This window comes from Sporosarcina trichiuri (assembly GCF_030406775.1).
GTDB lineage: Bacteria > Bacillota > Bacilli > Bacillales_A > Planococcaceae > Sporosarcina > Sporosarcina trichiuri.
This window is the reverse complement of sequence record NZ_CP129119.1, coordinates 690,435-711,889: the sequence shown is the minus strand read 5'-3', so window position 1 is coordinate 711,889 and position 21,455 is coordinate 690,435. Positions and strand designations below refer to the sequence as shown.

Genomic DNA, 21,455 nt, shown 5'->3' with positions numbered 1-21,455 from the left:
TATCCAATGATGGCGATCCCTCCTTACTCATACTCGTAGAACCCTTTCCCGCTCTTCTTTCCAAGACGGCCGGCTTTCACATAGTTGACGAGCAGCAGGCACGGACGATATTTTTCACCAAGCGTCTTATGCAAGTACTCCATATTGCGCAATCTCGTATCGAGACCGACCAGATCCGCAAGTTCGAGCGGGCCCATCGGATGATTCAGGCCGAGTTTCATCGCCTTGTCGATATCTGCTGCGGACGCCACCCCTTCCATCAGGAGATTCATCGCCTCATTGCCGATCAGACAGTTCATCCGGGAGGTGACGAAGCCCGGAAACTCGTTCACTTCAACCGCCTCTTTCTTCAGCGCCGTGGCGATTTCACGGATAAAAGCGACCGTTTCATCCGAAGTCTCCAATCCTTTCACCACTTCGATCAGTTTCATCTTATGGACAGGGTTGAAGAAGTGCATGGCGACAACTTTGTCCGGCCGGCATGTGTAGGCGCCGATCTCTGTCGGACTCATCGTCGACGTGTTGGTCGCAAGCACCGTTTCCGGTTTGCAGACGGCGTCCAGCTGCCGGAAGACAGCGATCTTCAGCTCGATGTTCTCAAGGACCGCTTCGATGACCAAGTCCGCCTTTTCAGCGGCGGCCGGCAGATCCGTCTCATAGACCAGATTCCGCTTGGCAGTTTCATAGGCTTCCTGCTCAAGAAAGCCCGCATGGAAACTCGAGTCCATCAGGTTCTCGATCTCTTCCCTGGCTCTGGACAAAATCTCCTCATTCAGATCATTCAGGGTGACCCGGAAACCGGACACCGCACACGCATAGGCGATCCCTTTCCCCATCACACCCGAACCAATCACTGTGACCTCCCTCAATTTCCCGCCTCCTCATTCGTCATTCGCTTGCCCCTCCGTTGCCGTGGGGACCAATCTTGAACTCAGCTCCCGTCAGCCGCCGCAGTTCCTCCATCGTAATGCCAGACAGGATCTCGACAAGCTGCATCCTGCCCTCTCCGAATGCAAAGACGGCGTGTTCCGTGACCACGAGATCCGCCTTGCGTATCCCGCTCGTCGGGAAGGCCAGTTCTTTGACCAGTTTCGGCTCGCCGCTTTTGCTGGAATGACGGGTCGCGACGATGATGGATCGGGCGCCGGCGACGAGATCCATCGCACCCCCGACACCGAGGATCGTCTCGCCCGGCACCGCCCAGTTGGCGATTTCGCCTGTCTGATCGACCTGCAGCGCCCCGAGGACCGCCACATCGATATGACCGCCGCGGATCATCGCAAACGAATTCGAACTGTCGAACAGCGAAGCACCGGTTTCCATCGTGATCGGCGCCTTGCTCGCGCTGATCAGGTCCATGTTGACTTCTTCCGGCGGCGGGGTCGGCCCCATCCCGAGCAGTCCGTTTTCCGACTGCAGCACCAATTTCTTGTCTTCGAGATAATCAGGGATCAGCGTCGGGATCCCGACACCGAGATTGACGACCTGTCCCTGTTTCAATTCCCGGACGATCCGTTTGGCGATCGTGATCCGTTCAGTCCCGTTCAACGAAGACACCGTCCTTTTTTACATATTTGTTCAGGACGATGAAGTCTACATATACATGCGGTGTCACAATCTCAGTCGGCAGCAGCTCTCCCGTTTCGACGATTTCATCCACCTCCGCAATGACGATCCTGCCTGCCGTCGCCATGACCGGATTGAAATTCCGTCCCGTATGGTCGTACGTCAAATTGCCAAGCCCGTCCGCTTTGTGGGCTTTTATGAGCGAAACATCCCCCTTGATGGCTTGTTCGAACAGATACCGTTCGCCGCTGATCACCCGCTCCTCTTTCCCTTCGGCAAGCTTTGTCCCGACAGCCGTCTTCGTATAGAACCCGCCGATCCCCGCGCCTCCGCAGCGGACCGCTTCCGCGAGCGTCCCCTGAGGAATGAGCTCGATCTCCAGATCGCCGTCGGACCATGCCCGTACCGCATCCCGGTTCGTCGTGAAGTACGAGCCGACCGCTTTCTTCAGCAGCTTCTCTTTTTTCAGCAGAAGGCCAAGCCCTTTGCCCGGTTCTCCCAGATTGTTGCTGATGACCGTCAAGTCCTGCAGCGAAGATGCCGCCACCGTATCGATGAGCGTGAGCGGCGTGCCCGACATGCCGAACCCGCCGACGAGAACCGTGTCTCCGTTATTCATGAAATTCAAAAACTCTTTCGCCTGCACCAGTTTGTCCAACCGGCCACTCCTTTCCTGACTGCTCACACGCTCATTTCGCAAACGTCAAAAACTGCCGGGTCCGTTCCTCCTGCGGGTTATCGAAGATTTCCGCCGGTGTCCCCTGCTCGACAATCAGGCCGCCGTCCATGAAGATCACGCGATCCGCCACATCCCTTGCGAATTTCATCTCATGGGTCACGATGATCATCGTCATCCCTTCCTCTGCCAGCTGTTTGATGACCTGCAGCACTTCCCGCACAAGCTCGGGATCGAGCGCGGATGTCGGTTCATCATAGAGCATGACGGTCGGGTTCAGCGACAGCGCCCGGGCGATGGCGACACGCTGCTGCTGGCCGCCCGACAACTGGGAGGGGTAGTGATCCGCCCGGGCGGCGAGCCCCACCTTCGCAAGCAGCGCTTCTGCATGCTCCTTCGCTTCCTGAGGCGGTGTCCGTCTGATCGTCAGCGGACCTTCCATGACGTTTTCGACTGCCGTCTTATTCGGAAACAGATTGAACGACTGGAAGACGAACCCTGTTTTCTTCCGCAACTCCCTGATTTCCCTCTTCTGACTGCGGTCCAGCCTGCCGCTGATCCGGATCGTATGAGGACCGATCGTAATATCGCCTGCATCCGGCTGTTCCAGATTCGTCAGGCAGCGGAGGAACGTCGACTTGCCCGATCCGCTCGGCCCCATGATGACGACCACCTCGCTCTTGTTCACAGAGAGATCGATCCCCCGCAGGACCGGACTGCTGCCGAAAGCTTTCTTCAGATTGTTCACCTGTACGATATGCAATGTCCCATCTCCCCTTCCTGCAGCGATTGCCGGTGTCTCACCGGACTAAATGTTTTGAGGTCTGTTTTTCATAACGGTCCAGCAGCATTGTGAAGAACGTGATGAGGACCCAATAGATCGCAGCGGCCATCAGATAGATCGTGAGCGGCTCGAACGTCTTTGCGATCAGCAGGCTCGACATCTGCAGCAGTTCCGTCACAGTGATGACGGAGACGAGCGATGTATCCTTGATGAGGACGATGAACGAGTTGGACAGCGTCGGGATGGCAATCCTGAGACTCTGTGGCAATATGATGCGCCGCATCGCCTGGGCGTAGGTCATCCCCATGGAAATCGCCGCTTCCATCTGCCCTCTGTCCACCGCGAGGATCGAAGCCCGGAATGACTCGGACAGATACGCACCTGCATTCAGGCTGAGTGCTAGGATCCCGGACGTTATCGGATCCATGGATATGCCGATCTGCGGAAGTCCATAATAGATGACGAAGATCTGGACGAGAAGGGGAGTTCCCCGGATGACCGATATATACACGCTGGCGGCCTGGTAAAGCACCTTCACCTTGACAATCCGGAGCAGTGCTGTCAGAAAGCCGATGACGAGGGCGATAAGTACCGAAATACAGCTCAAGAACAGTGTCATCCCAGTCGCTTTCAGCAGTGAAGGCAGTGAATCTATTACGATCATGGCGTCCATCGTTCCACTCCTTTCCGGTTTCATTGACAAAGCAGCCGGAGGTGTCCGTCTTTACCGCTGACTGCCTGTCTGCTTAGACGGATTGCTGATAATCGATTGTGATGCCTAGGTTCTTCAATTCATCCAGGAACGGGTCGAATCGGTCCCTTACGGCGATCGACTCGATCGGCATGACCCCTTTTTCCGGAATCCTGTTTTCCGCGAGCCACTTCGCGGCAATGACCGCCGGAAGTGCTGTCGTTTTCGCCATCGAAGTGATGCCGCGCTGGTGGTCATAATTATCGACCAGCTCCCATTTGTGGGTGGTCTGCCGGCCGTCTTTCATCCCAAACACTTCCACCCGGACGACTGTGACATCTTCGTTCGACTCACCGACCATCTGGGGGGCCAAAATCTGCTCGGAGACTTTCCGCGGAGTGGTCTGTATTCCTTCCACTTCGATCGGCCGGTCTTCCAGGAACCCGAGCTCAGCCAGCACTTTCATCTTCGACCAGTGCCCCGGATAGCGGACGGTCTTTTCCGTCAGATTCTTCACTTTCCCAAGCAGTGTATAGGCCGTGCTGTGAGCATCCGTGATAACCGCTTCACAGGCGCCGACGGGGTAAGGGAATGTTATGGACTCAAGTTCCGACAGGGCGGGGAATTCGACGATTCGGTCATTCCGGATCGCCGCTGCCGGTTTTGTGTAGAGTCCGAGTACGCTCTCGAGACGGAAGACGACCTGGTACCATAGCGGGGGAAGCGGCATTCTCGGGATCCCTCCGCAGATCATGACTGCATGATCTGCGCTGTCAAGCAGTTCGATACCCTGAGCCGCCAGGAAGTTCGTGATGCCCGGCGCCACCCCGCAGCCGGGGACGATCGTAACGCCGGCTTCCCGCGCCTCGCTGTCCAGCTCCAGCTTTTCTTGGAACAGCGAACCGACCAGGTCCACCAGATGGCAGCGAGACGCGATTGCGGCTCGTACGGCAGTCAGGCTGAGTGAATGCGGGAGGCAGCCGACCGCTACATCCGCATCTTCCAGGATGTCGACCAGATCGCCGACCGATGACAGAGATGCCGTCCGACCGATGACCTTGGGATTGTCCGCTTTTTCCAAACACCGGTCGACCATGTGCTGACTGCCATCCACCGCTGTCACGGTTGTGATGGCACTGAATTTCGCGAGTTCCCTGACGACTGTCGTCCCGATCCTACCGGTGCCTAATACCACTGCATGCATATAATTCTCCCCCTTCATCGTTCCAGGATTTGTTCAACACCGGAGCGGCACACTGCTGCAGTCACGCCGCTTTTTCCGGCTGTCAGAATTCGGACGGATCCGCACCGAACCATTTCTTGTAGATTTCTTTATAGGTTCCGTCTTCTTTCATCTCTGTCAGCGCAGCATTCACGTTTTTCACAAACTCTTCGTTCCCTTTGTTGACGGCCATCCCGATGCTGTCTTTGTTCAGGATGTCACTTGTGATCTTGATCGGAAGATTGTTTTCCTTGATGTTGTAATTCATGAGCAGCTGGTCGTTGATGATGACATCCAGCCGTTTGTTCGTCAGATCCTGGATGTAATCGCTTACCGCCTTATACAGTTTGACATCCGCACCGTCCACACTGTTCGCCACTTCCTCGAATGTCGTCCCTCCGCCGACGCCGACTTTCTTCCCTTTGATGTCCGCAAGTTCGGTAATATCGTTCGTGTCTTCCCGGGTGATCAGTACGGAGCCGGTCACAACGTACGGGTCCGTAAAGTCAACGCTTTTTTTCCGTTCCTCCGTCACAGTCATCTGGCCGATGATGATGTCGAATTTGTCCGCTTTCAGGCCGCCGATCAGGCCGTCCCATTTTGTTGCGATGAACTCCGGCTTCACGCCGAGACGCTTCGCGATTTCCATGGAGATGTCGACGTCGAATCCTTGGAATTCGTTTTTCTCATCCATGTAATTGAATGGCGGATACGTTCCTTCAAAGGCGACCCGCATTACTTTGGACTCCTGCACGCGATCCGCCACATTCGCACCCGCCTGAGGTGCCTCTTCGTTTTTCGTATCCGTTCCGCCCGTTTTGTTTTTATTGCCGCAGCCTGCCAGGACTAGTACGAGAGCGAGAAACATGATTGAAATGAGCATGGTTTTTTTCATAAGTATGACCTCCCTGTTTTTATTACAAATACTTCGCACGACAAATTGCTCGTCCATTTCTAGAATGGAGGAACGTTTGCCTGACAGTCGATTGTATGCTGATGGTTTCCGGAACATGCGACGATGGATCCTTCCGCAATCTCTTTTCTGCCGCACTGTCCGTTTGGCCCTTCGCCAGCCGATCGGGGTATCGGTCAGCGGGAAACGGCCGGGACGGCGGTCGCCGTCACAGCCGGATGTGTTCTTTTATCCGCTCGATCGCATCCAGCAGCCGCTCGGTCGGGACGGACAGCGAAATCCGGAAATATCCTTCGCCGGACTCACCGAATGCGCTGCCCGGTGTTACGATGACACCGGTTTTCTCCAAAACGGACGTGACGAATCCAGCCGACGTGAAGCCTTCCGGCACACGGGCCCAGATGAAAAAGCTGCCGCGCGGCTTGTCGGCTTTGATTCCGATCGCGGCAAGGCCTTCGAGGACGGCGGCCATCCGCTCTTCGTAGATCCGGTTATGGGCGGCGATACAGCTCTGGTCGCTGTTCAATGCGAACGCGGCCGCTAGTTGGATCGGTGTGAACTGTCCTGTATCCGTGTTGCTTTTCAGGACTCTCAGCGCACGGAGGATCTTTTTGTTTCCGACGGCATACCCGATGCGCATCCCGGTCATATTGTACGTTTTGGAGAACGAGCCGAATTCCACCGCAACTTCCTTGGCGTCTGCTGCCTGCAGGATGCTCGGTGCCCGGTAGTCTCCGAATGTCACCATGTTGTAGGCGGAGTCATGCGCGATCGGGATCTGATGCGTCTTCGCGAATGCAACTGCTCTGTCAAAAAAATCCGGTTCCACGGTAGCGGCGGTCGGGTTGCCGGGATAGTTCAAGAACATGAGCTTGGCCTCGCTGAGCACTTCAGGCGGAATCACCTCGAAATCCGGCTCGAAGTTATTTTCCTGCAGCAGCGGCATCGGATACGGCGTGCCGTTTGCAAGCAGCGTCGCCATCCTGTAGACGGGATAGCTCGGATCGGGAATCAGGACCGTATCGCCCGGGTCGATCAGGGCCGGCACCAGGTGGGCGATCCCTTCTTTGGAGCCGATCAGCGCCAGCACCTCAGTTTCGGGGTCCAGATCAACACCGAACTGACGCTTGTAGAAATCAGCGACGGCCTGGCGGAATTCCAGGCAGCCTATGAAACTCGGATACTTGAGATTCGCCGGCTTGAGCAGTTCGTCCGCGAGCCTGCCGACAATGTGCGGCGGTGTCGGCAGATCCGGGTCGCCGATCCCCAAATCGATGACGTCGACTCCTTTATTGAGCAGCGCCGCTTTTTTCTGATTGATCTCCGCAAATAGATACGGGGGGATCTGTCCCACCCGGATAGATGCGTACCTCATACAGCCACCTTCCTTTTACTGGTAGTCATGAATCACCGGTTCTTCAGCCAATGTATGAGGAGGCAGTCCGTAATAGTAATGGTATTCGGCCGGATTCCACGTCTGCCGTTTTCAAGTACGCTGTGGAATACTGATTGGGACAACAAAAAACCCACTGTCCTCTCTGGAACGAGGGAAAAGGAGGGAGCGCCGGCAGTCTGTTCGTTTGATAGGCCATGCGGTTTTTCCGTTCAACTTGTTCTGTCAGGCAAACACTTGGCCGCCGTTGACATGGAGCACCTGCCCGGTGACGAACCGGGAATCATCGGACGCCAGATAGACGAAGGTCGGAGCGACTTCGAACGGCTGTGCCTGCCGATCCATGGGATTTCCTGCGAGCACGACCTGGTCCGCCGAAAAACTCGACGGGATGAGCGGCGTCCAGATGCGGCCGGGGGCGATCGCATTGACACGGATCCCCTTTTTGATGACGTTCCTGGCAAGCGCCCGTGTCATTCCGACGATCGCCCCTTTCGTCGCCGTGTAGTCCATCAGTTCTTCATGGCCTTCAAAGGCGACGACAGACGCAGTATTGATGATGGAACTGCCGGCCTGAAGATGCGGCAGTGCCGCGCGTGTCGTATAAAAGTGCGAATAGACGTTGACTTTGAACGTTTCATCGAACTGCTCGTCGCTGATATCGGTCAGGTCCGTCTGTTGGAACTGGATACCGACATGATTGCAGAGTATATCGAGCGCGCCGAATGTTTCAATGGTCTGGTCGACAATGCGGCGGCATTGTTCCTTATCCCGCAGATCCCCCGGCAGCAGGAGACAGCGCTGTCCGAGCTGTTCAATACGGTCCCTGGTGCGTCCGGCGTCCTGATGTTCATCCAGATAGGCGATCGCAACGTCCGCCCCTTCCTTTGCGAATGAGATGGCTGCCGCGGCACCCATCCCGCTGTCCCCGCCAGTGATGAGCGCTGTTTTGCCGATTAGTTTCCCGCTGCCCGTGCAGTTCGGATTCTCGATGATCGGCCTCGGCACCATGAGATCTTCCCGCCCGGGCTGGCGGTACTGCCGCTGTTCCGGGACCGTGACCGCCACTTCTTCGTATTTCGTGATCTTCCCGTAATTCTTCTGAAGCGGATACGCCTTACGTTCAGACTCCCCGTGTGTCATAACGTCATCGTCCTTTCTGGTCTGCCTGGAATCAGGCTATCGTATGCGCGGGAACGATTGGTTAGACATCACACAACGAACAGGTCGGGAATACAGTATACGGACACATGACAGGAGGTGGCTGCCGCCATGGACTACTTCGTTTCGCGCAAAGTGCGCTGTCTGCTCATCCCGTATTCCGAGGAGAAATCCGTAATCGTGTACGGCCCCGGTTTTTTACAAGTGGAAGTCCCGCAGATCGGAATCCGGCCCCCTTATTATGCACATCCCGTCTATGACTCGTACTTGCCTGTCCTGTAGACCATGCGGGGTGTGAATCTGGCTACTATGGCTGCGGACAAAACCAGTTGGCCAATACGGCAAAAAGGCAGGCATCCGCTAAAGGAGCCTGTCTTTCTTGTTTGTATAGGAAGGTGTCTGACCGCAGCCGCCGGCATATCCAGCCGGGGACTGCTGCCGATTGGCCGGGTGGAGGATCAGCGGTCTGCCGATGAACCCGGCACGTCGAATAGTCCCTTCGCCTCGACAATTCGTTCGACGCCCTGTTCACAGACGCCATACCCGCGCCAGGAACACGTCTCACAGATGACAGCAATGTCGGATGGCCGGATCTGGAGCCGCACCCGCCGCTCCACTTCGCGCCACGGCAGCACATCGCTCGGTGTAAGCCCGAGCCGTTTCACAATATCCTGATCACGGGAATAAATCCCCTTGTCCTCGCAGTGATACGGCTGGTCATCAGGAAATTTCGCGCACAGGTGATCCGGTCCCTTGATCACCTGGATGAGCGTGTCCGGTTTTGTCCGCAACGTAGTATGGACAGCTGTCATATTGGCCACATATTCCGGCGAGTACCCCATCCCCCGGTAGCCGAGCAGGCAGAGAATGTGATGGCCGCGCAGTTTGATCATTGAATCACCTTCTTCAGCGTTTTGATAGGTTTCTATCAGTGTAGCAGATTGGCGGCCAATATGGCCGGGACATCTAGCAATTAAGGGGACCTTATCTTCCTGAAGGCACCGATTTCCCCCGGCTTCAGGCAGTTTAGACCGCCTTATATTCCTGAAGACACCGATTTCCCCCGGCTTCAGGCAATTAAGATCGCCTTATCTTCCTGAAGGCACCCACTTCCCTGGGCTTCACGCAATTAAGACCGTCTTATCTTCCTGAAGGCACCCACGTCCCCGGGCTTCACGCAATTAAGACCGTCTTATCTTCCTGAAGGCATCGACTTCCCTGAGCTTCACGCAATTAAGACCGCCTTATCTTCACGAAGACACCGTGTTCCCCCGCTTCGCGCAATTAAGACCGCCTTATCTTCACGAAGACACCAAGTCCCCCTTGCTTCGGGCAATCAAATGTTCAAAAAAGGGCTGAGCAATCTGGCGGGGCTCGCGAAATCGCCAGGATCCTCAATCATCCTGGTCACGGTCGTTTCACTGATCGCCTGCTGGATCAACTGGGGCTTCGGCCTGGTGATCGGCGCCTTGTTCGCTAAGGAAATCGCGAAGAAAGTGACGACGGTCGACTACCGGCTTCTCATCGCGAGCGCCTATTCAGGCTTCATCGTCTGGCATGGCGGGCTCGGCGGTTCCATCCCGCTGTCCATCGCGACGAAAGATCATCCGTATGAGGATCTGATGGGCATTGTGCCGACATCCGAAACGATTTTCTCGACGTACAACCTGATCATCGTGGGTGTGATCTTCCTTACACTGCCGATCCTGAACCGCTTCATGATGCCGAAAAAAGAAGATACTGTTTCTGTGGACCCGGCTCTTCTGGAGGATGAGATCATTGCGGAACCGCCTGCTGAACGGACGCCCGCTTCGCGTCTGGAAGACAGCTGGATCCTGTCGATGCTCATCGGTCTGCTCGGTGTCGTATATCTCGTGCATCACTTCGCGGTCAGCGGGTTCGATCTCAATCTGAACATCGTCAACCTGATTTTCTTCATACTTGGAATCATCTTCCACGGGACGCCGCGGCAGTTCCTCGCTGCGGTCGCCAATGCGGTCAAAACAGCCGGCGGCATCATCATCCAGTTCCCGTTCTATGCCGGAATCATGGGCATGATGGTCGATTCGGGGCTCGCCGGCGTGATCTCCCAGGGATTCGTCAACATTTCCACCGCCGCGACGTTCCCGCTCTTCACATTCTATGCAGCGGGCATCGTCAATTTCTTCGTCCCATCCGGCGGCGGCCAGTGGGCAGTCCAGGCACCGATCATGCTGGACGCGGCCCAATCACTCGGCGTCAGCTATTCGAAGACCGCAATAGCCGTCGCCTGGGGAGACGCCTGGACCAACATGATCCAGCCGTTCTGGGCACTGCCCGCCCTCGCAATTGCCGGCCTGCGCGCCAAGGACATCATGGGCTACTGCGTCTTCGTCCTCGTGCTGAGCGGGATTGTCGTCAGCCTTGGCCTCTATTTCTTCTGAATAAAACCCGCTTCCATACGCGATGGAAGCGGGTTTTTCTATGCTTGTTTATTCATTGTATAGCGACATTTTGGGAATGCACTGCAGCCAATAAAATCACCATATTTCCCCTTCCTGAGAATAAGCGGGTGATTGCAGCGCGGACAGCTGTCCTGGGAAAGAGCTTCTGGACTTTCTTCTACAACAGGAATCACGGTCTCGCCTACTTTTCTTTTTGAAAGCACGCTTTCCTTCTGTTTCTGCTTCACTCCACGCAAATGCAGCTTTTTCACACGCTTCCGTTCAGCTGCATCCAGGGACGCAAGAGACTTTAAATTCCTGCATATATTCCCGACCTCATCCTCCGCAAGCAGTCTTGGCCGTTCTTTCAATAGGTACTTCCTCAGTGCGCCAAGAGTCAGAACTTCTGATGTCTCAAATGGCTGCTCCATTTTTAGAACAGCGTCACCTGTAAATACAATGACCGACTCTGCCGGCAGATTCACTTTGTTCAAATGATGTTTTAATGACTGTATATGTCCGTAGTTTTGACGGATCGGATTGTAAAACCGATTTTTGTTTTTGTAGATAACCTGTGTCCAATACTTTTGCGTTTCTGACCCGAATATCCACCCGCTGTAGTTTTTTGTTTCCAGCACAACGATCCCATAAACCGATACGATCAGGTGGTCAACCTGGGTATAACCGCCATTATCGTCCGGTATGTAGAGATCCGAGAAAATATGGTATTCATCCCCAAGCTTCCTGAGGCGCCGGTTTACCAGCCATTCACCGAATGCCCCTCGGATTGCAGGCCGTTTCGCTTGATAAATAAAGCTAAGAAGTACTAAAAATATAATGACGTAAACAATCGGCTGTTTTTCCAAACCATCGAAAGCAAGCAGAAATTCCCGCATAAAGACCCCTCCTGTCGTCTTTCTTCATTGTAGACTATTTCCTGTACTTGTCTATTTTTCTTTTAAATGTTCATCCGTAAAAAAGTAGTTTGCCAGGCACACCACCTGCACGAAGTCATTTACGCCTGTAAGAACTCCTTATCTTCTTGAAAACACCGATTTAACCGGCCTTCAGCCAATTAAGTATGCCTTTTCTTCTGGATGACACCGATTTCCCCGAGCTTCGTACAATTAAAAGCATCTTATCTTCCTGAAGCCAACTGAGTCACCGCGCTTCACGCAATTAAGCGCATCTTATCTGTCTGAAGTCAGCCATTTCTCTGGTCTTCGTGCAATTAAGACCACCTTATCTTCCTGAAGCCAACGATTTAACCGGCCTTCAAGCAATTAAGAGCCTCTTATCTGCCTGAAGGCAGCCATTTCACCAGGCTTCATGCAATTAAGAGCTCCTTATCTTCCTGAAGGCACCGATTTAACCGGCCTTCACGCAATTAAGACCGCCTTATCTTCCTGAAGGCACCGATTTAACCGGCCTTCACGCAATTAAGACCGCCTTATCTTCCTGAAGGCACCCACTTTCCCGGGCTTCAGGCAATTAAGAGCTCCTTATCTTCCTGAAGGCACTGACTTCCCCGAGCTTCATGCAATTAAGAGCTCCTTATCTTCCTGAAGGCACCCACTTTCCGGGGCTTCACGCAATTAAGACCGTCTTATCTTCCTGAAGGCACCCACTTCCCCGGGCTTCAGGCAATTAAGACCGCCTTATCTTCCTGAAGGCACCCACTTTCCCGGGCTTCAGGCAATTAAGACCGCCTTATCTTCCTGAAGGCACCCACTTTCCGGGGCTTCACGCAATTAAAACCATCTTATCTAACTGAAGGCACCGACTTGCCCAGGCTTCACGCAATTAAGCGCGCCTTCCGCACACGAAGTCATCCCACCAACCACCTTTCATGCAAAAAATAGCCTCCAACTTCCCCACAATATCAAATAAAGGACTTTTCAGACTTTCATCGAAAGTAGTAAGGTAGCTTCAAAGTGAGGAAGGAGTTTGACAGATGATGAAACCACCAATTGCAAAACGTATCCCGCATCCGCATGAGCTGCATGGCGATGTGCGCGAGGATGATTATTACTGGCTGAAGGAAAAAGAGAATCCTGAAGTCATCGAGTATCTCGAAGCAGAAAACCGGTATTATGACGAGGTTATGAAACCGCTCGAGCAGCAAACCGAGGAGATCTACCAGGCGATGGTGGACCGGGTGCCTGAGACGGAAGTCGATGTCCCGGTACAGCGCGGTCCGTATTTCTACTACTCGCGGCAGGACAAAGATAAGCAGTATCCGGTCTATGCGCGCAAGCAGGCAGCGATGCGCAGTCAGCTCGACAGCACGGACGAGGAGATTACGCTCGACCTAAACGAACTCGCCGCAGGGAGTGATTATCTGAGTGTCACCGCTCAGCGTCTCACAGAGGATCAGAAACTGCTGGCCTACCTCGAGAACCGCGACGGCACCGACCGGTATACGGTATTCGTGAAAAACCTGGAGACCGGTGAATTGCTGGCGGACCGCATTCCGGATGTGTTCATCTACGGCAGCCTCGAATGGGATCGGTCCGGCAACTACCTGTTCTACACGACGGTCGACGAACAGCAGCGCCCGTCGAAACTGTGGCGGCACGAGCTTGGCAGCACAGGGGACGATAAACTCCTCTATGAAGAGACCGACGACACGTTCTCACTCTATATCAGCAAGACGCTGAGCAAGCGGTTCATCACCGTTTATTCCGGCTCGAAGACGACGAGTGAAATCCGCCTCATCGATGCCGACGAACCGCTCGCAGAACCGAACCTTGTCGACAGACGCCGTGAAGGCATCGAGTACGATGTCGAAGATGCAGACGGTGACCTGCTGATCATGACGAATGAAAATGCACAGAACTTCCAGCTCCTCCGGGCGCCGATCGACAATCCGGACAGCCGGGAGAACGTCGTGCCGTATGATGAGCACAAATTCCTGCAGGCGGTCTACCCGTTCAAGGATGTACTGCTCGTTGCAGGGCGTGAGCACGGCCTGACGCAGCTCTGGTCCGTCAAAGACGGCGAGCTTGCTCCGCTCACTTGGGATGAGCCCATCTACACGGTCGGCATTCTCGGCGGTCAGAGCCGGGATGCGAACGAAATCCTGCTGAGCTATGAGTCGTTCCTGACACCGGAAACGACGTACGCAATTGATCCGGAGAGTTTGGAAAAGACTGTGATCCAAGTCGCACCTGTGAGCGGCAGCTACGATCCTTCCAAGTTCGTGCAGAAGCAGTTGTTCGCGACAGCTGAAGACGGCGAGAAGATTCCGGTGCTCCTTGTACATCAGAAGGACGCACTTGCGGATGGTCCCGCACCGACACTCCTGTATGCATACGGCTCCTACGGGTCGAACAGCGATCCGCACTTCAGCCCGTACCGGCTGCCGGCACTCGAGATAGGTCTTGTCTTCGCTGTTGCGCAAGTGCGCGGCGGATCGGAAATGGGCCGCAACTGGTATGAGAACGGAAAGATGCAGCACAAACGCAACACGTTCACGGATTTCATCGCAGCGGCGGACTACCTGCTCAATGAAGGGATTTCGACGCGTGACCAGCTCGCTGCGCGCGGCGGCAGCGCCGGCGGACTGCTCGCGGGTGCCGTTGCCAATATGGCCGGCGACCGCTTCAAAGTGATCGTTCCGGAAGTGCCGTTCGTCGATGTGGTCACGACCATGCTCGATACCTCCATCCCCTTGACGACCCTCGAATGGGATGAATGGGGCGACCCGCGCGAACCGGACAGCTATTTCTACATGAAATCCTACAGCCCGTATGACAACGTGGAAGCGAAAGACTATCCGCACCTGTACATCACGACCGGGCTGAACGATCCGCGGGTCGGCTATTTCGAACCGGCCAAGTGGGTGGCGCGCCTCCGAGATCTGAAAACCGACAGCAACACTCTCGTCATGAAGACCAACATGGGCGCCGGCCACTTCGGGGAATCCGGACGGCTGAACCAGCTCAAGGAATCGGCTGCACTCTACTCCTTCATGTTCGATAAGATCGGTGCAAAAGACAGCGTCAAATCATCATAGGATCCATTCGACCAGGCAGGAAGACACCGTTTCTTCCGCCTGGTTTTTCATTGTGCCGACACTTCCTCCAGCAGACCGAGCGCAGCCTCCCACGGCATCTGCCCGAGATCGCCTTCATGCCGTTTACGGACCGCCACTTTCCCTTCTTCCACTTCCCTGTCCCCGACCACAAACGAGAACGGCACCTTCCCCTTCGCCGCTTCCCGCACTTTGTAGCCGAATTTCTCGTCCCGGTCATCGACATCTGCCCGGTATCCCTGTTCGACCAGCCGGCGTTTCAGCTCATACGCGTATTCCAAATGAGGCGCTGCAATCGGCAGGATCCGGATCTGTTCCGGCGCCATCCAGAACGGGAACGCCCCTTCATAATGCTCCAGCAGGATTGCGAGGAACCGTTCGATCGAGCCGAAGATCGCCCGGTGGATGATGATCGGCCGGTGGGGTGCGTTATCCTCGCCAATATACTCGCAGCCGAACTTGCCCGGCATCTGGAAATCGAGCTGGACTGTGCCGCACTGCCAGCTGCGGCCGAGGGAGTCGAGGATATGGAAATCGATCTTCGGCCCATAGAACGCGCCGTCCCCTTCGTTCAGTGTGTACGCCATCCCCCGCTGTCCGAGTACATCTTTCAACGAGTCTTCCGCCCGGTCCCAAAACGCCGGATCTCCCATGAATTCCTCAGGACGCGTCGACAGTTCAACCTCGTACGAAAATCCGAACTTGCTGTACATGTCATCGATCAGATCGAGCACTCCGCTGATTTCGGATACAATCTGGTCCTCACGGACGAACAGATGGGCATCATCCTGCGTGAACGCCCGCTCCCGCAGAAGTCCGTTCAGCGAACCCGACAATTCATGCCGGTGCACGAGCCCAAGTTCCGCATAGCGGACCGGCAGTTCCCGGTAGCTCCGGCGCTTATGGTTGAAGATGAGCATGGCACCGGGACAGTTCATCGGCTTCAGCGCATAGTTCTGGCCGTCCACTTCCGAGAAATACATGTTGTCGTGGTAATGGTCCCAGTGCCCCGAAGTCTCCCACATCTCCTGTTTCATCATGACCGGTGTCCTGATCTCCTCATAACCTGCTTTCCGATGCGCGTCCCGCCAATACGACTCGAGCGCATTCCGGACAATCATGCCGTTCGGCAGATAGAACGGCATGCCCGGCGCCTCCTCCGATGACATGACAAAGTCCAATTCCTGACTGAGCTGACGGTGATTCTTCTTTTCTGCTGCCTGCTGATTCGACATAACAAATCGCCTCCTGATTTTTTTGGAATGAAAAAACCGCACCCGTCCCCTGAAAAGGGACGAATGCGGTCGTGGTGCCACCCTGATTTTCGCAGACGCCGAAAACACGTGCGTCTGCACTTCATTGCGATAACGGTCTCCCGGACAGGGTTTCATGCCGCGGCACGGGCCCCCCTGCCAGCTTCCAGGCGGTAATGCCGTCCGGTCCTTCCAGGGCTTTCAGCCGATGGCCCTGTTCTCTGTCGAAGGTTCCGGTCCGGGATCATGTCCTGTTCCGAGCTGTTCATGTATTCAACTAAAAAAACCGCATCCGTCCCCCAAAAAAGGGACGAATGCGGTCGTGGTGCCACCCAATGTTCCGCACACCGAAATCGGCATGCGCTTCTTCTGATAACGGTCTCCCGGACAGGATTGCATGCCCGCGGGCAGTTCCTCCTGTCAGCTCAAAGGTGGTAGATCCAGCCGTTCCGCTACAGGACTTCCAGCCGATGGTCCTGTTCTCTGGCAGCGGATTGCAGGCGGGATCCATGTCCTTCTCCTGGCCATGCTATTCGATGTGACGTGTTGATACTGGATTATAGAGTGTACGTTAAAACTTGTCAACCCGTTACTTGAAATTAATTCATCAGGGATCCGACACAACCGGCAATCTTAGAATTATTCGGTCATAATATTACTTTTTCATCTACCGTAGTCGCTTTCCGTTTCCTCAGACGCCCTGCCACGAGTACAGCCGAATACAAAATGAGTGCAATACCGCCCGCCTGCCAGAGAGTCAGCCGGTCACCGAGGAAGAGGACGCCCACCAGCACGGCGACAATCGGCTCGATCGTCGCGAGGATTGCCGCTTTCCCTGCTTCCAGATGCTTCAGCCCGCCCGTGTACAGGACATAGGCGGCAGCTGTCGAAACGAGGGCGAGCAGGATAGCCGATATCCAGACGTCACTGTGCAGGAACCGGTCCGGACGGCTGAACAGCCGGCTCGTCAGCAGCATGAACACACTCATGTAGAAGAATGTGTACGTTGTCACGGTCAGTGCGGAATAACGCTTTGTCACAGGCTTCGTGAAGATGCTGTACAGCGCATAGCAGAATCCGGACAGGATGCCGAGCAGCAGCGTGCTCCCCGAGATGCCGAGGGTCCCCGAGGGCAGCAGGCCGACGACGAATGCACATCCGACGATAGCAGCCGCAAGCGCAAGCCCTTTCCGGAGCGTCAGCGGTTCGTTGAAGAAGATCCGCGACAGCACCGTCACGAACAGCGGCCCCGTGTACAGCAGCGTCACCGCCAGGGACAGGCTGGATTGCGAGAACACTTCGAAATAGAAGTAATTGAACAGCGCCAGACTGAACACCCCGGCACATGCGAAAAGGAGCTGATCCTTCAAGCGGGTCCTCAGCTGATTCCGGGAAAAAATAATCATGAAAACGAATAAAAACAGAAAGCTCAAGATTGCCCGGATGGCAGCGACATCCCACGGAGAGAACCCACGCTCATACAGCGGGGCGATGAACAGCCCGATCAGCCCCCAGCATGCCGCTCCTGCCATCGTCATTCCATATACTTTCCAGCCCGGCTGTCCGTTCAATTGGACTCCCCCTTCCCGGCCATGCAATTTCGATACGCGCAGCCGCATAGTCTGTATGCAGCGCCTCTGATGCTAGTATATAATAGAATCCGTTGAAGAGCTCAGAAACTTGCAACAACCATTCTAGTCGTCTACCTGCACATCCATCCAGGAAGTAGATATACGAAAACCGGAGGAACCCTATGGAAAAGAAAACAAAACAGAAATCAGTCGTCGCGGCGCTGCTGATCGCAACGTTCCTCACTGCGATCGAAGGTACGATCGTCAGCACGGCCATGCCGACAATCGTGGAAGACCTGGGCGGCAGCCATCTGTATACATGGGTCATTTCGGTCTATCTGCTCGCACTCGTCATCGCGACGCCGGTGTTCGGCAAGCTCGCCGACCTGTTCGGCAGGAAACCGATGTTCATGATCGGAACAATCATCTTCCTGTCCGGATCGGCACTGTCGGGGCTTTCCTCTTCGATGGAGCAGCTCATCTTGTTCCGTGTCATCCAAGGCATCGGAGCCGGTGCGCTGTCGACAATCCCGTATACGATCATCGGAGACGTCTTCGACTTCAAAATGCGCGCACGGATGCAGGGGCTCATGAGCAGTGTATGGGGAATTTCAGGCATTGTCGGCCCGCTCGCCGGCGGATTCATCGTCGACCGGATCACGTGGCATTGGATCTTCTATCTGAATCTGCCGTTCGGAATCCTGGCGCTCATCTTGCTGTGGACTTCGCTGCATGAGTCGGTCGAAAAGAAGAAACGCACCATCGATTACGCCGGGATCCTGGCATTCGCCGTCACGATGACATCGTTCCTGTTCGCGCTGAATCGCCTGAAGGAGACACGGAGTGCATCCCCGGTCATGATCGGCTTGTTTGCGGCTGCAATCGCGGGGTTCGCCCTCTTCCTCTGGATTCAGAAAAGAGGCCGTGAACCGATGCTGCCGCTGTCGCTGTTCAAGAACAAGTTCATCGCCATCTCGAACAGCGCTGGTTTCCTTCTCGGGTTCATCCTCGTGACGGTCACATTCTATATCCCGCTGTGGGTGCAGGGGGTGACCGGCCTGAACGCGACATTATCCGGAGTCACAATGCTGCCGATGTCGATCACCTGGCCGCTCGCGTCGATGCTTTCTGGCCGCCTGATGGAAAAACGGCCGATCTCGCACATCACCCTGACAGGGATCGGCGTGATCTTCATCGCCTGCACCGGCTTCACACTGTTTACTGAGCAGACGCCGATGCCGCTCATCATGTGTGTCACAGCGATCACCGGCTTCGGCTGCGGTCTGACGTTCACCGCCTTCACGGTCGCCGTGCAGTCGTCGGTCGGCTGGAATCTGCGCGGTGCTGCAATGGGTTCACATAATCTGATGAAAAGTCTCGGTCAGGTCATCGGGATTTCCGTGTCCGGCCTGCTGCTGACGGACCAGCTGAACGGACCGGTCCTGCAGCACAGTCTGCACAGTGTCTTCATCCTGGTGGCAGTGCTTGCCGTCTGCGCATTCGCTGTCACATCCCTGCTGCTGAAAGAGCCTGAAACGTTCTCCCGCGAATGAATCCGGACATGCGAAAAGGCCGGGGGCTGCTGCTCCCCGGCCTTTTGCCGTTCCTTCGTGTTATGCTTTTGTCACAGTGATCTCTTCGTTCTCGACACCGACTGTCACCGCTGCCACGTCGTCTTCTTCCAGCAGAAGATCCGTCAATGGGTCTTCGATTTTATCCTGGATGACACGGCGGAGCGGACGTGCGCCGAACCGTTTGTCATAGCCGAGTGAGACGAGTGCACGTTTCGCTTCGTCCGTAATCGTGATGTCGATGCTGTGCTCCTCGATTGCATCCTGCAGATCGGCGAGCATGAGGTCGGTGATTGCGAGCAGGTTCTCTTCCGACAGTTCGCTGAACGAAACGATCGCATCGAACCGGTTCAGGAACTCGGGTTTGAAGTAGTCGCCAAGCATATCGAGCATCGCGACCGACTCATGTTCAGTCTTATTGAATCCGACGCTTGCTTTCTTCGCTATACCGGTGCCTGCGTTGCTCGTCATGATGATGACCGTATCTTTGAAGCTGACAGTACGTCCGTGTGAATCGGTCAGGCGGCCGTCCTCCATGATCTGCAGGAACATGTTCTGCACATCGGGATGGGCTTTCTCGATTTCATCCAACAGGACGATGCTGTACGGATTGCGGCGGATCTGTTCCGTCAGCTGACCCGCTTCCTCATGACCGACGTATCCAGGAGGCGAACCGATCAGTTTCGACACGGCGTGTTTCTCCATATACTCACTCATATCGAGGCGGATGAAGGCATCCCGTGTACCGAACAATTCGGCCGCCAGCACTTTCGTGATTTCCGTTTTCCCGACACCGGTCGGTCCGACGAACAGGAACGAGCCGATCGGACGGTCTTTCGACTTCAATCCGGCGCGGCTGCGGCGGATGGCTTTCGCGATTTTATCGACCGCTTCGTCCTGACCGATGACCTGCCGGCTCAGGTTTGCGGCAAGGCCTTTCATCTTCGCCTGCTCGGCTGCCTGCAGTTTCGTAACCGGAATACCGGTCTTCTCTTCGACGATCCGTTCGATGTCCGCGACCGTCACAACTGTGGCACTCGTGCCGCCCTGCTCTTGTGCTGCGTCGAGTTTCTGCCGCAGGCTCATTTCCTCCGTGCGCAACTCGGCCGCTTTTTCGTAATCTTCCTGTTCTGCAGCCTGCTCTTTCAGGCGAACAGTTTCCTCAAGACGTGTCCGAAGTGCGTCCGCATCTCCCGCTTCATGGGCAAGATTCAGACGGGCACCGACTTCGTCCATCAGATCGATCGCTTTGTCAGGCAAGTACCGGTCTTGGATATAGCGTTCGGATAACGTGACGAATGCTTTGACAGCATCTTCCGGATAGCTCACTTCGTGGAATCCTTCATAGCGGTCTTTGATGCCGTTGAGGATCTTCACGGTGTCTTCCGCAGACGGTTCCTTGACGATGATCGGCTGGAAGCGCCGTTCCAGTGCTGCGTCCTTCTCGATCTGGCGGTACTCTTTCAGCGTCGTCGCACCGATCAGCTGCATCGTGCCGCGGGCGAGCGCCGGTTTCAGGATGTTGCCGGCATCCATTTTCGATCCTTCCGCTGTGCCCGCTCCGACGAGCAAGTGGATTTCATCCACGAACAGCAGGACGTCATCACGCGATTCCAGCTCGGCGATCAGTTCCTTCATGCGTTCCTCGAACTGGCCGCGGATACCGGTGTTGCTCACGAGTGACGCAACATCGAGCACATATACTTGTTTGTTCAATAGTTTAGCCGGCACGTCGCCTTCATGGATCTTGCGTGCAAGACCTTCAGCGATCGCTGTCTTCCCGACGCCCGGTTCCCCGATGAGGACCGGGTTGTTCTTATTGCGCCGGTTCAATGTTTCGATGACACGCTTCAGTTCCTGATCGCGTCCGATGACCGGGTCGATCTTGCCGTTCCGGGCATCATCCGATAAGTTGTGCGCGAGTTCATCGAGCAGTCCGGGCTGCTGCTGTTCAGGCTCCCGTACTTGCGTATAGGACTGCTTGCCTCCATTTTCCTGGAAGAAGCCGCCGGTATTCGCTGAGAACGACGGCATGCTGCCTGCAGCCATCTGCCCTTTCAGCTGCCGGAAGCAGGACTGGCAAAGATTCATCTGCATCGCCTGCTGGTTCACTTGCAGTCTGAGACTCATAGTGGCTTGGTTTTGTCCGCATTGCTGGCATTTCATATAATGGTTCCTCCTGTCGTGTTGAATAT

Annotated in this window: 17 protein-coding genes and 1 pseudogene; 4 read left to right on the top strand and 14 right to left on the bottom strand. The window is 55.3% G+C overall.

Translation table 11 applies throughout. The annotated features are described in order from the left end of the window. Positions 1 to 23: 23 nt before the first annotated feature. From QWT68_RS03860 to QWT68_RS03820, 9 genes are all read right to left on the bottom strand, one after another. Complete coding sequence (locus tag QWT68_RS03860) at positions 24 to 869, bottom strand: 3-hydroxyacyl-CoA dehydrogenase NAD-binding domain-containing protein (RefSeq protein ID WP_290149677.1); 846 nt, start codon at positions 867 to 869, stop codon at positions 24 to 26. 19 nt (positions 870 to 888) lie between these two features. Next, the gene (locus QWT68_RS03855; protein ID WP_040286314.1) at positions 889 to 1,548 is read right to left on the bottom strand and encodes a 3-oxoacid CoA-transferase subunit B; all 660 of its coding nucleotides are present in this window, start codon (positions 1,546 to 1,548) and stop codon (positions 889 to 891) included. Further along, positions 1,535 to 2,224, bottom strand: coding sequence for a CoA transferase subunit A (locus tag QWT68_RS03850; RefSeq protein ID WP_040286313.1), 690 nt, complete (start codon positions 2,222 to 2,224; stop codon positions 1,535 to 1,537). The genes QWT68_RS03855 and QWT68_RS03850 overlap by 14 nt, the downstream gene beginning before the upstream one ends. Positions 2,225 to 2,255: 31 nt before the next feature. Beyond that, a complete protein-coding gene (locus QWT68_RS03845; protein ID WP_290150449.1) occupies positions 2,256 to 2,999 on the bottom strand; it encodes an amino acid ABC transporter ATP-binding protein in 744 nt (247 codons plus the stop codon). Positions 3,000 to 3,042: 43 nt separating this feature from the next. Next, the gene (locus QWT68_RS03840; RefSeq protein WP_040286312.1) at positions 3,043 to 3,699 is read right to left on the bottom strand and encodes an amino acid ABC transporter permease; all 657 of its coding nucleotides are present in this window, start codon (positions 3,697 to 3,699) and stop codon (positions 3,043 to 3,045) included. 73 nt (positions 3,700 to 3,772) lie between these two features. Next, positions 3,773 to 4,921, bottom strand: a complete 1,149-nt coding sequence (locus tag QWT68_RS03835; RefSeq protein ID WP_290149674.1) for a saccharopine dehydrogenase family protein — start codon at positions 4,919 to 4,921, stop codon at positions 3,773 to 3,775. 82 nt (positions 4,922 to 5,003) lie between these two features. Beyond that, positions 5,004 to 5,834, bottom strand: coding sequence for a transporter substrate-binding domain-containing protein (locus tag QWT68_RS03830; RefSeq protein ID WP_290149673.1), 831 nt, complete (start codon positions 5,832 to 5,834; stop codon positions 5,004 to 5,006). Positions 5,835 to 6,060: 226 nt separating this feature from the next. Further along, complete coding sequence (locus tag QWT68_RS03825) at positions 6,061 to 7,227, bottom strand: LL-diaminopimelate aminotransferase (RefSeq protein WP_290149672.1); 1,167 nt, start codon at positions 7,225 to 7,227, stop codon at positions 6,061 to 6,063. 243 nt (positions 7,228 to 7,470) lie between these two features. Next, entirely contained in the window at positions 7,471 to 8,388 is a 918-nt protein-coding gene (locus QWT68_RS03820; protein WP_290149669.1) for an SDR family oxidoreductase, read from the bottom strand. A gap of 129 nt (positions 8,389 to 8,517) precedes the next feature. Between QWT68_RS03820 and QWT68_RS03815 the strand changes: the two genes are divergently transcribed. Continuing rightward, entirely contained in the window at positions 8,518 to 8,688 is a 171-nt protein-coding gene (locus QWT68_RS03815; RefSeq protein ID WP_179860762.1) for a hypothetical protein, read from the top strand. 176 nt (positions 8,689 to 8,864) lie between these two features. Here the strand turns inward: QWT68_RS03815 and QWT68_RS03810 are convergent, their stop codons facing one another. Then, positions 8,865 to 9,299, bottom strand: a complete 435-nt coding sequence (locus QWT68_RS03810) for a DUF1284 domain-containing protein (protein ID WP_040286307.1) — start codon at positions 9,297 to 9,299, stop codon at positions 8,865 to 8,867. Positions 9,300 to 9,734: 435 nt separating this feature from the next. Here QWT68_RS03810 and QWT68_RS03805 point away from each other — a divergent pair. Next, positions 9,735 to 10,829 (top strand): annotated as a pseudogene (locus tag QWT68_RS03805) (short-chain fatty acid transporter); the annotation flags it as partial. Between the two features lie 38 nt (positions 10,830 to 10,867). Here QWT68_RS03805 and QWT68_RS03800 read toward each other — a convergent pair. Continuing rightward, positions 10,868 to 11,725 carry a nuclease-related domain-containing protein gene (locus QWT68_RS03800; RefSeq protein ID WP_290149662.1) on the bottom strand — a complete coding sequence of 286 codons (858 nt, stop codon included), beginning with the start codon at positions 11,723 to 11,725 and terminating at the stop codon, positions 10,868 to 10,870. Positions 11,726 to 12,783: 1,058 nt separating this feature from the next. Between QWT68_RS03800 and QWT68_RS03795 the strand changes: the two genes are divergently transcribed. Continuing rightward, positions 12,784 to 14,847 carry a S9 family peptidase gene (locus tag QWT68_RS03795; RefSeq protein ID WP_290149659.1) on the top strand — a complete coding sequence of 688 codons (2,064 nt, stop codon included), beginning with the start codon at positions 12,784 to 12,786 and terminating at the stop codon, positions 14,845 to 14,847. Between the two features lie 47 nt (positions 14,848 to 14,894). Here the strand turns inward: QWT68_RS03795 and thrS are convergent, their stop codons facing one another. Together thrS and QWT68_RS03785 are read right to left on the bottom strand one after the other, a co-directional pair. Further along, entirely contained in the window at positions 14,895 to 16,100 is a 1,206-nt protein-coding gene (gene thrS / locus QWT68_RS03790) for a threonine--tRNA ligase (protein WP_431312214.1), read from the bottom strand. Between the two features lie 665 nt (positions 16,101 to 16,765). Further along, positions 16,766 to 17,689 (bottom strand): DMT family transporter, encoded by a 924-nt coding sequence (locus QWT68_RS03785; RefSeq protein WP_290149655.1) that lies wholly within the window; start codon positions 17,687 to 17,689, stop codon positions 16,766 to 16,768. A 182-nt stretch (positions 17,690 to 17,871) separates the two neighbouring features. On the opposite strand from QWT68_RS03785, the gene QWT68_RS03780 reads away from it, so the two are divergent. Continuing rightward, positions 17,872 to 19,242, top strand: a complete 1,371-nt coding sequence (locus QWT68_RS03780; RefSeq protein WP_290149653.1) for an MDR family MFS transporter — start codon at positions 17,872 to 17,874, stop codon at positions 19,240 to 19,242. 60 nt (positions 19,243 to 19,302) lie between these two features. On the opposite strand, the gene QWT68_RS03775 is transcribed toward QWT68_RS03780, so the two are convergent. After that, positions 19,303 to 21,426: an ATP-dependent Clp protease ATP-binding subunit gene (locus tag QWT68_RS03775; protein ID WP_290149651.1), complete on the bottom strand. Its 2,124-nt coding sequence runs from the start codon at positions 21,424 to 21,426 to the stop codon at positions 19,303 to 19,305. Positions 21,427 to 21,455 lie beyond the last annotated feature (29 nt).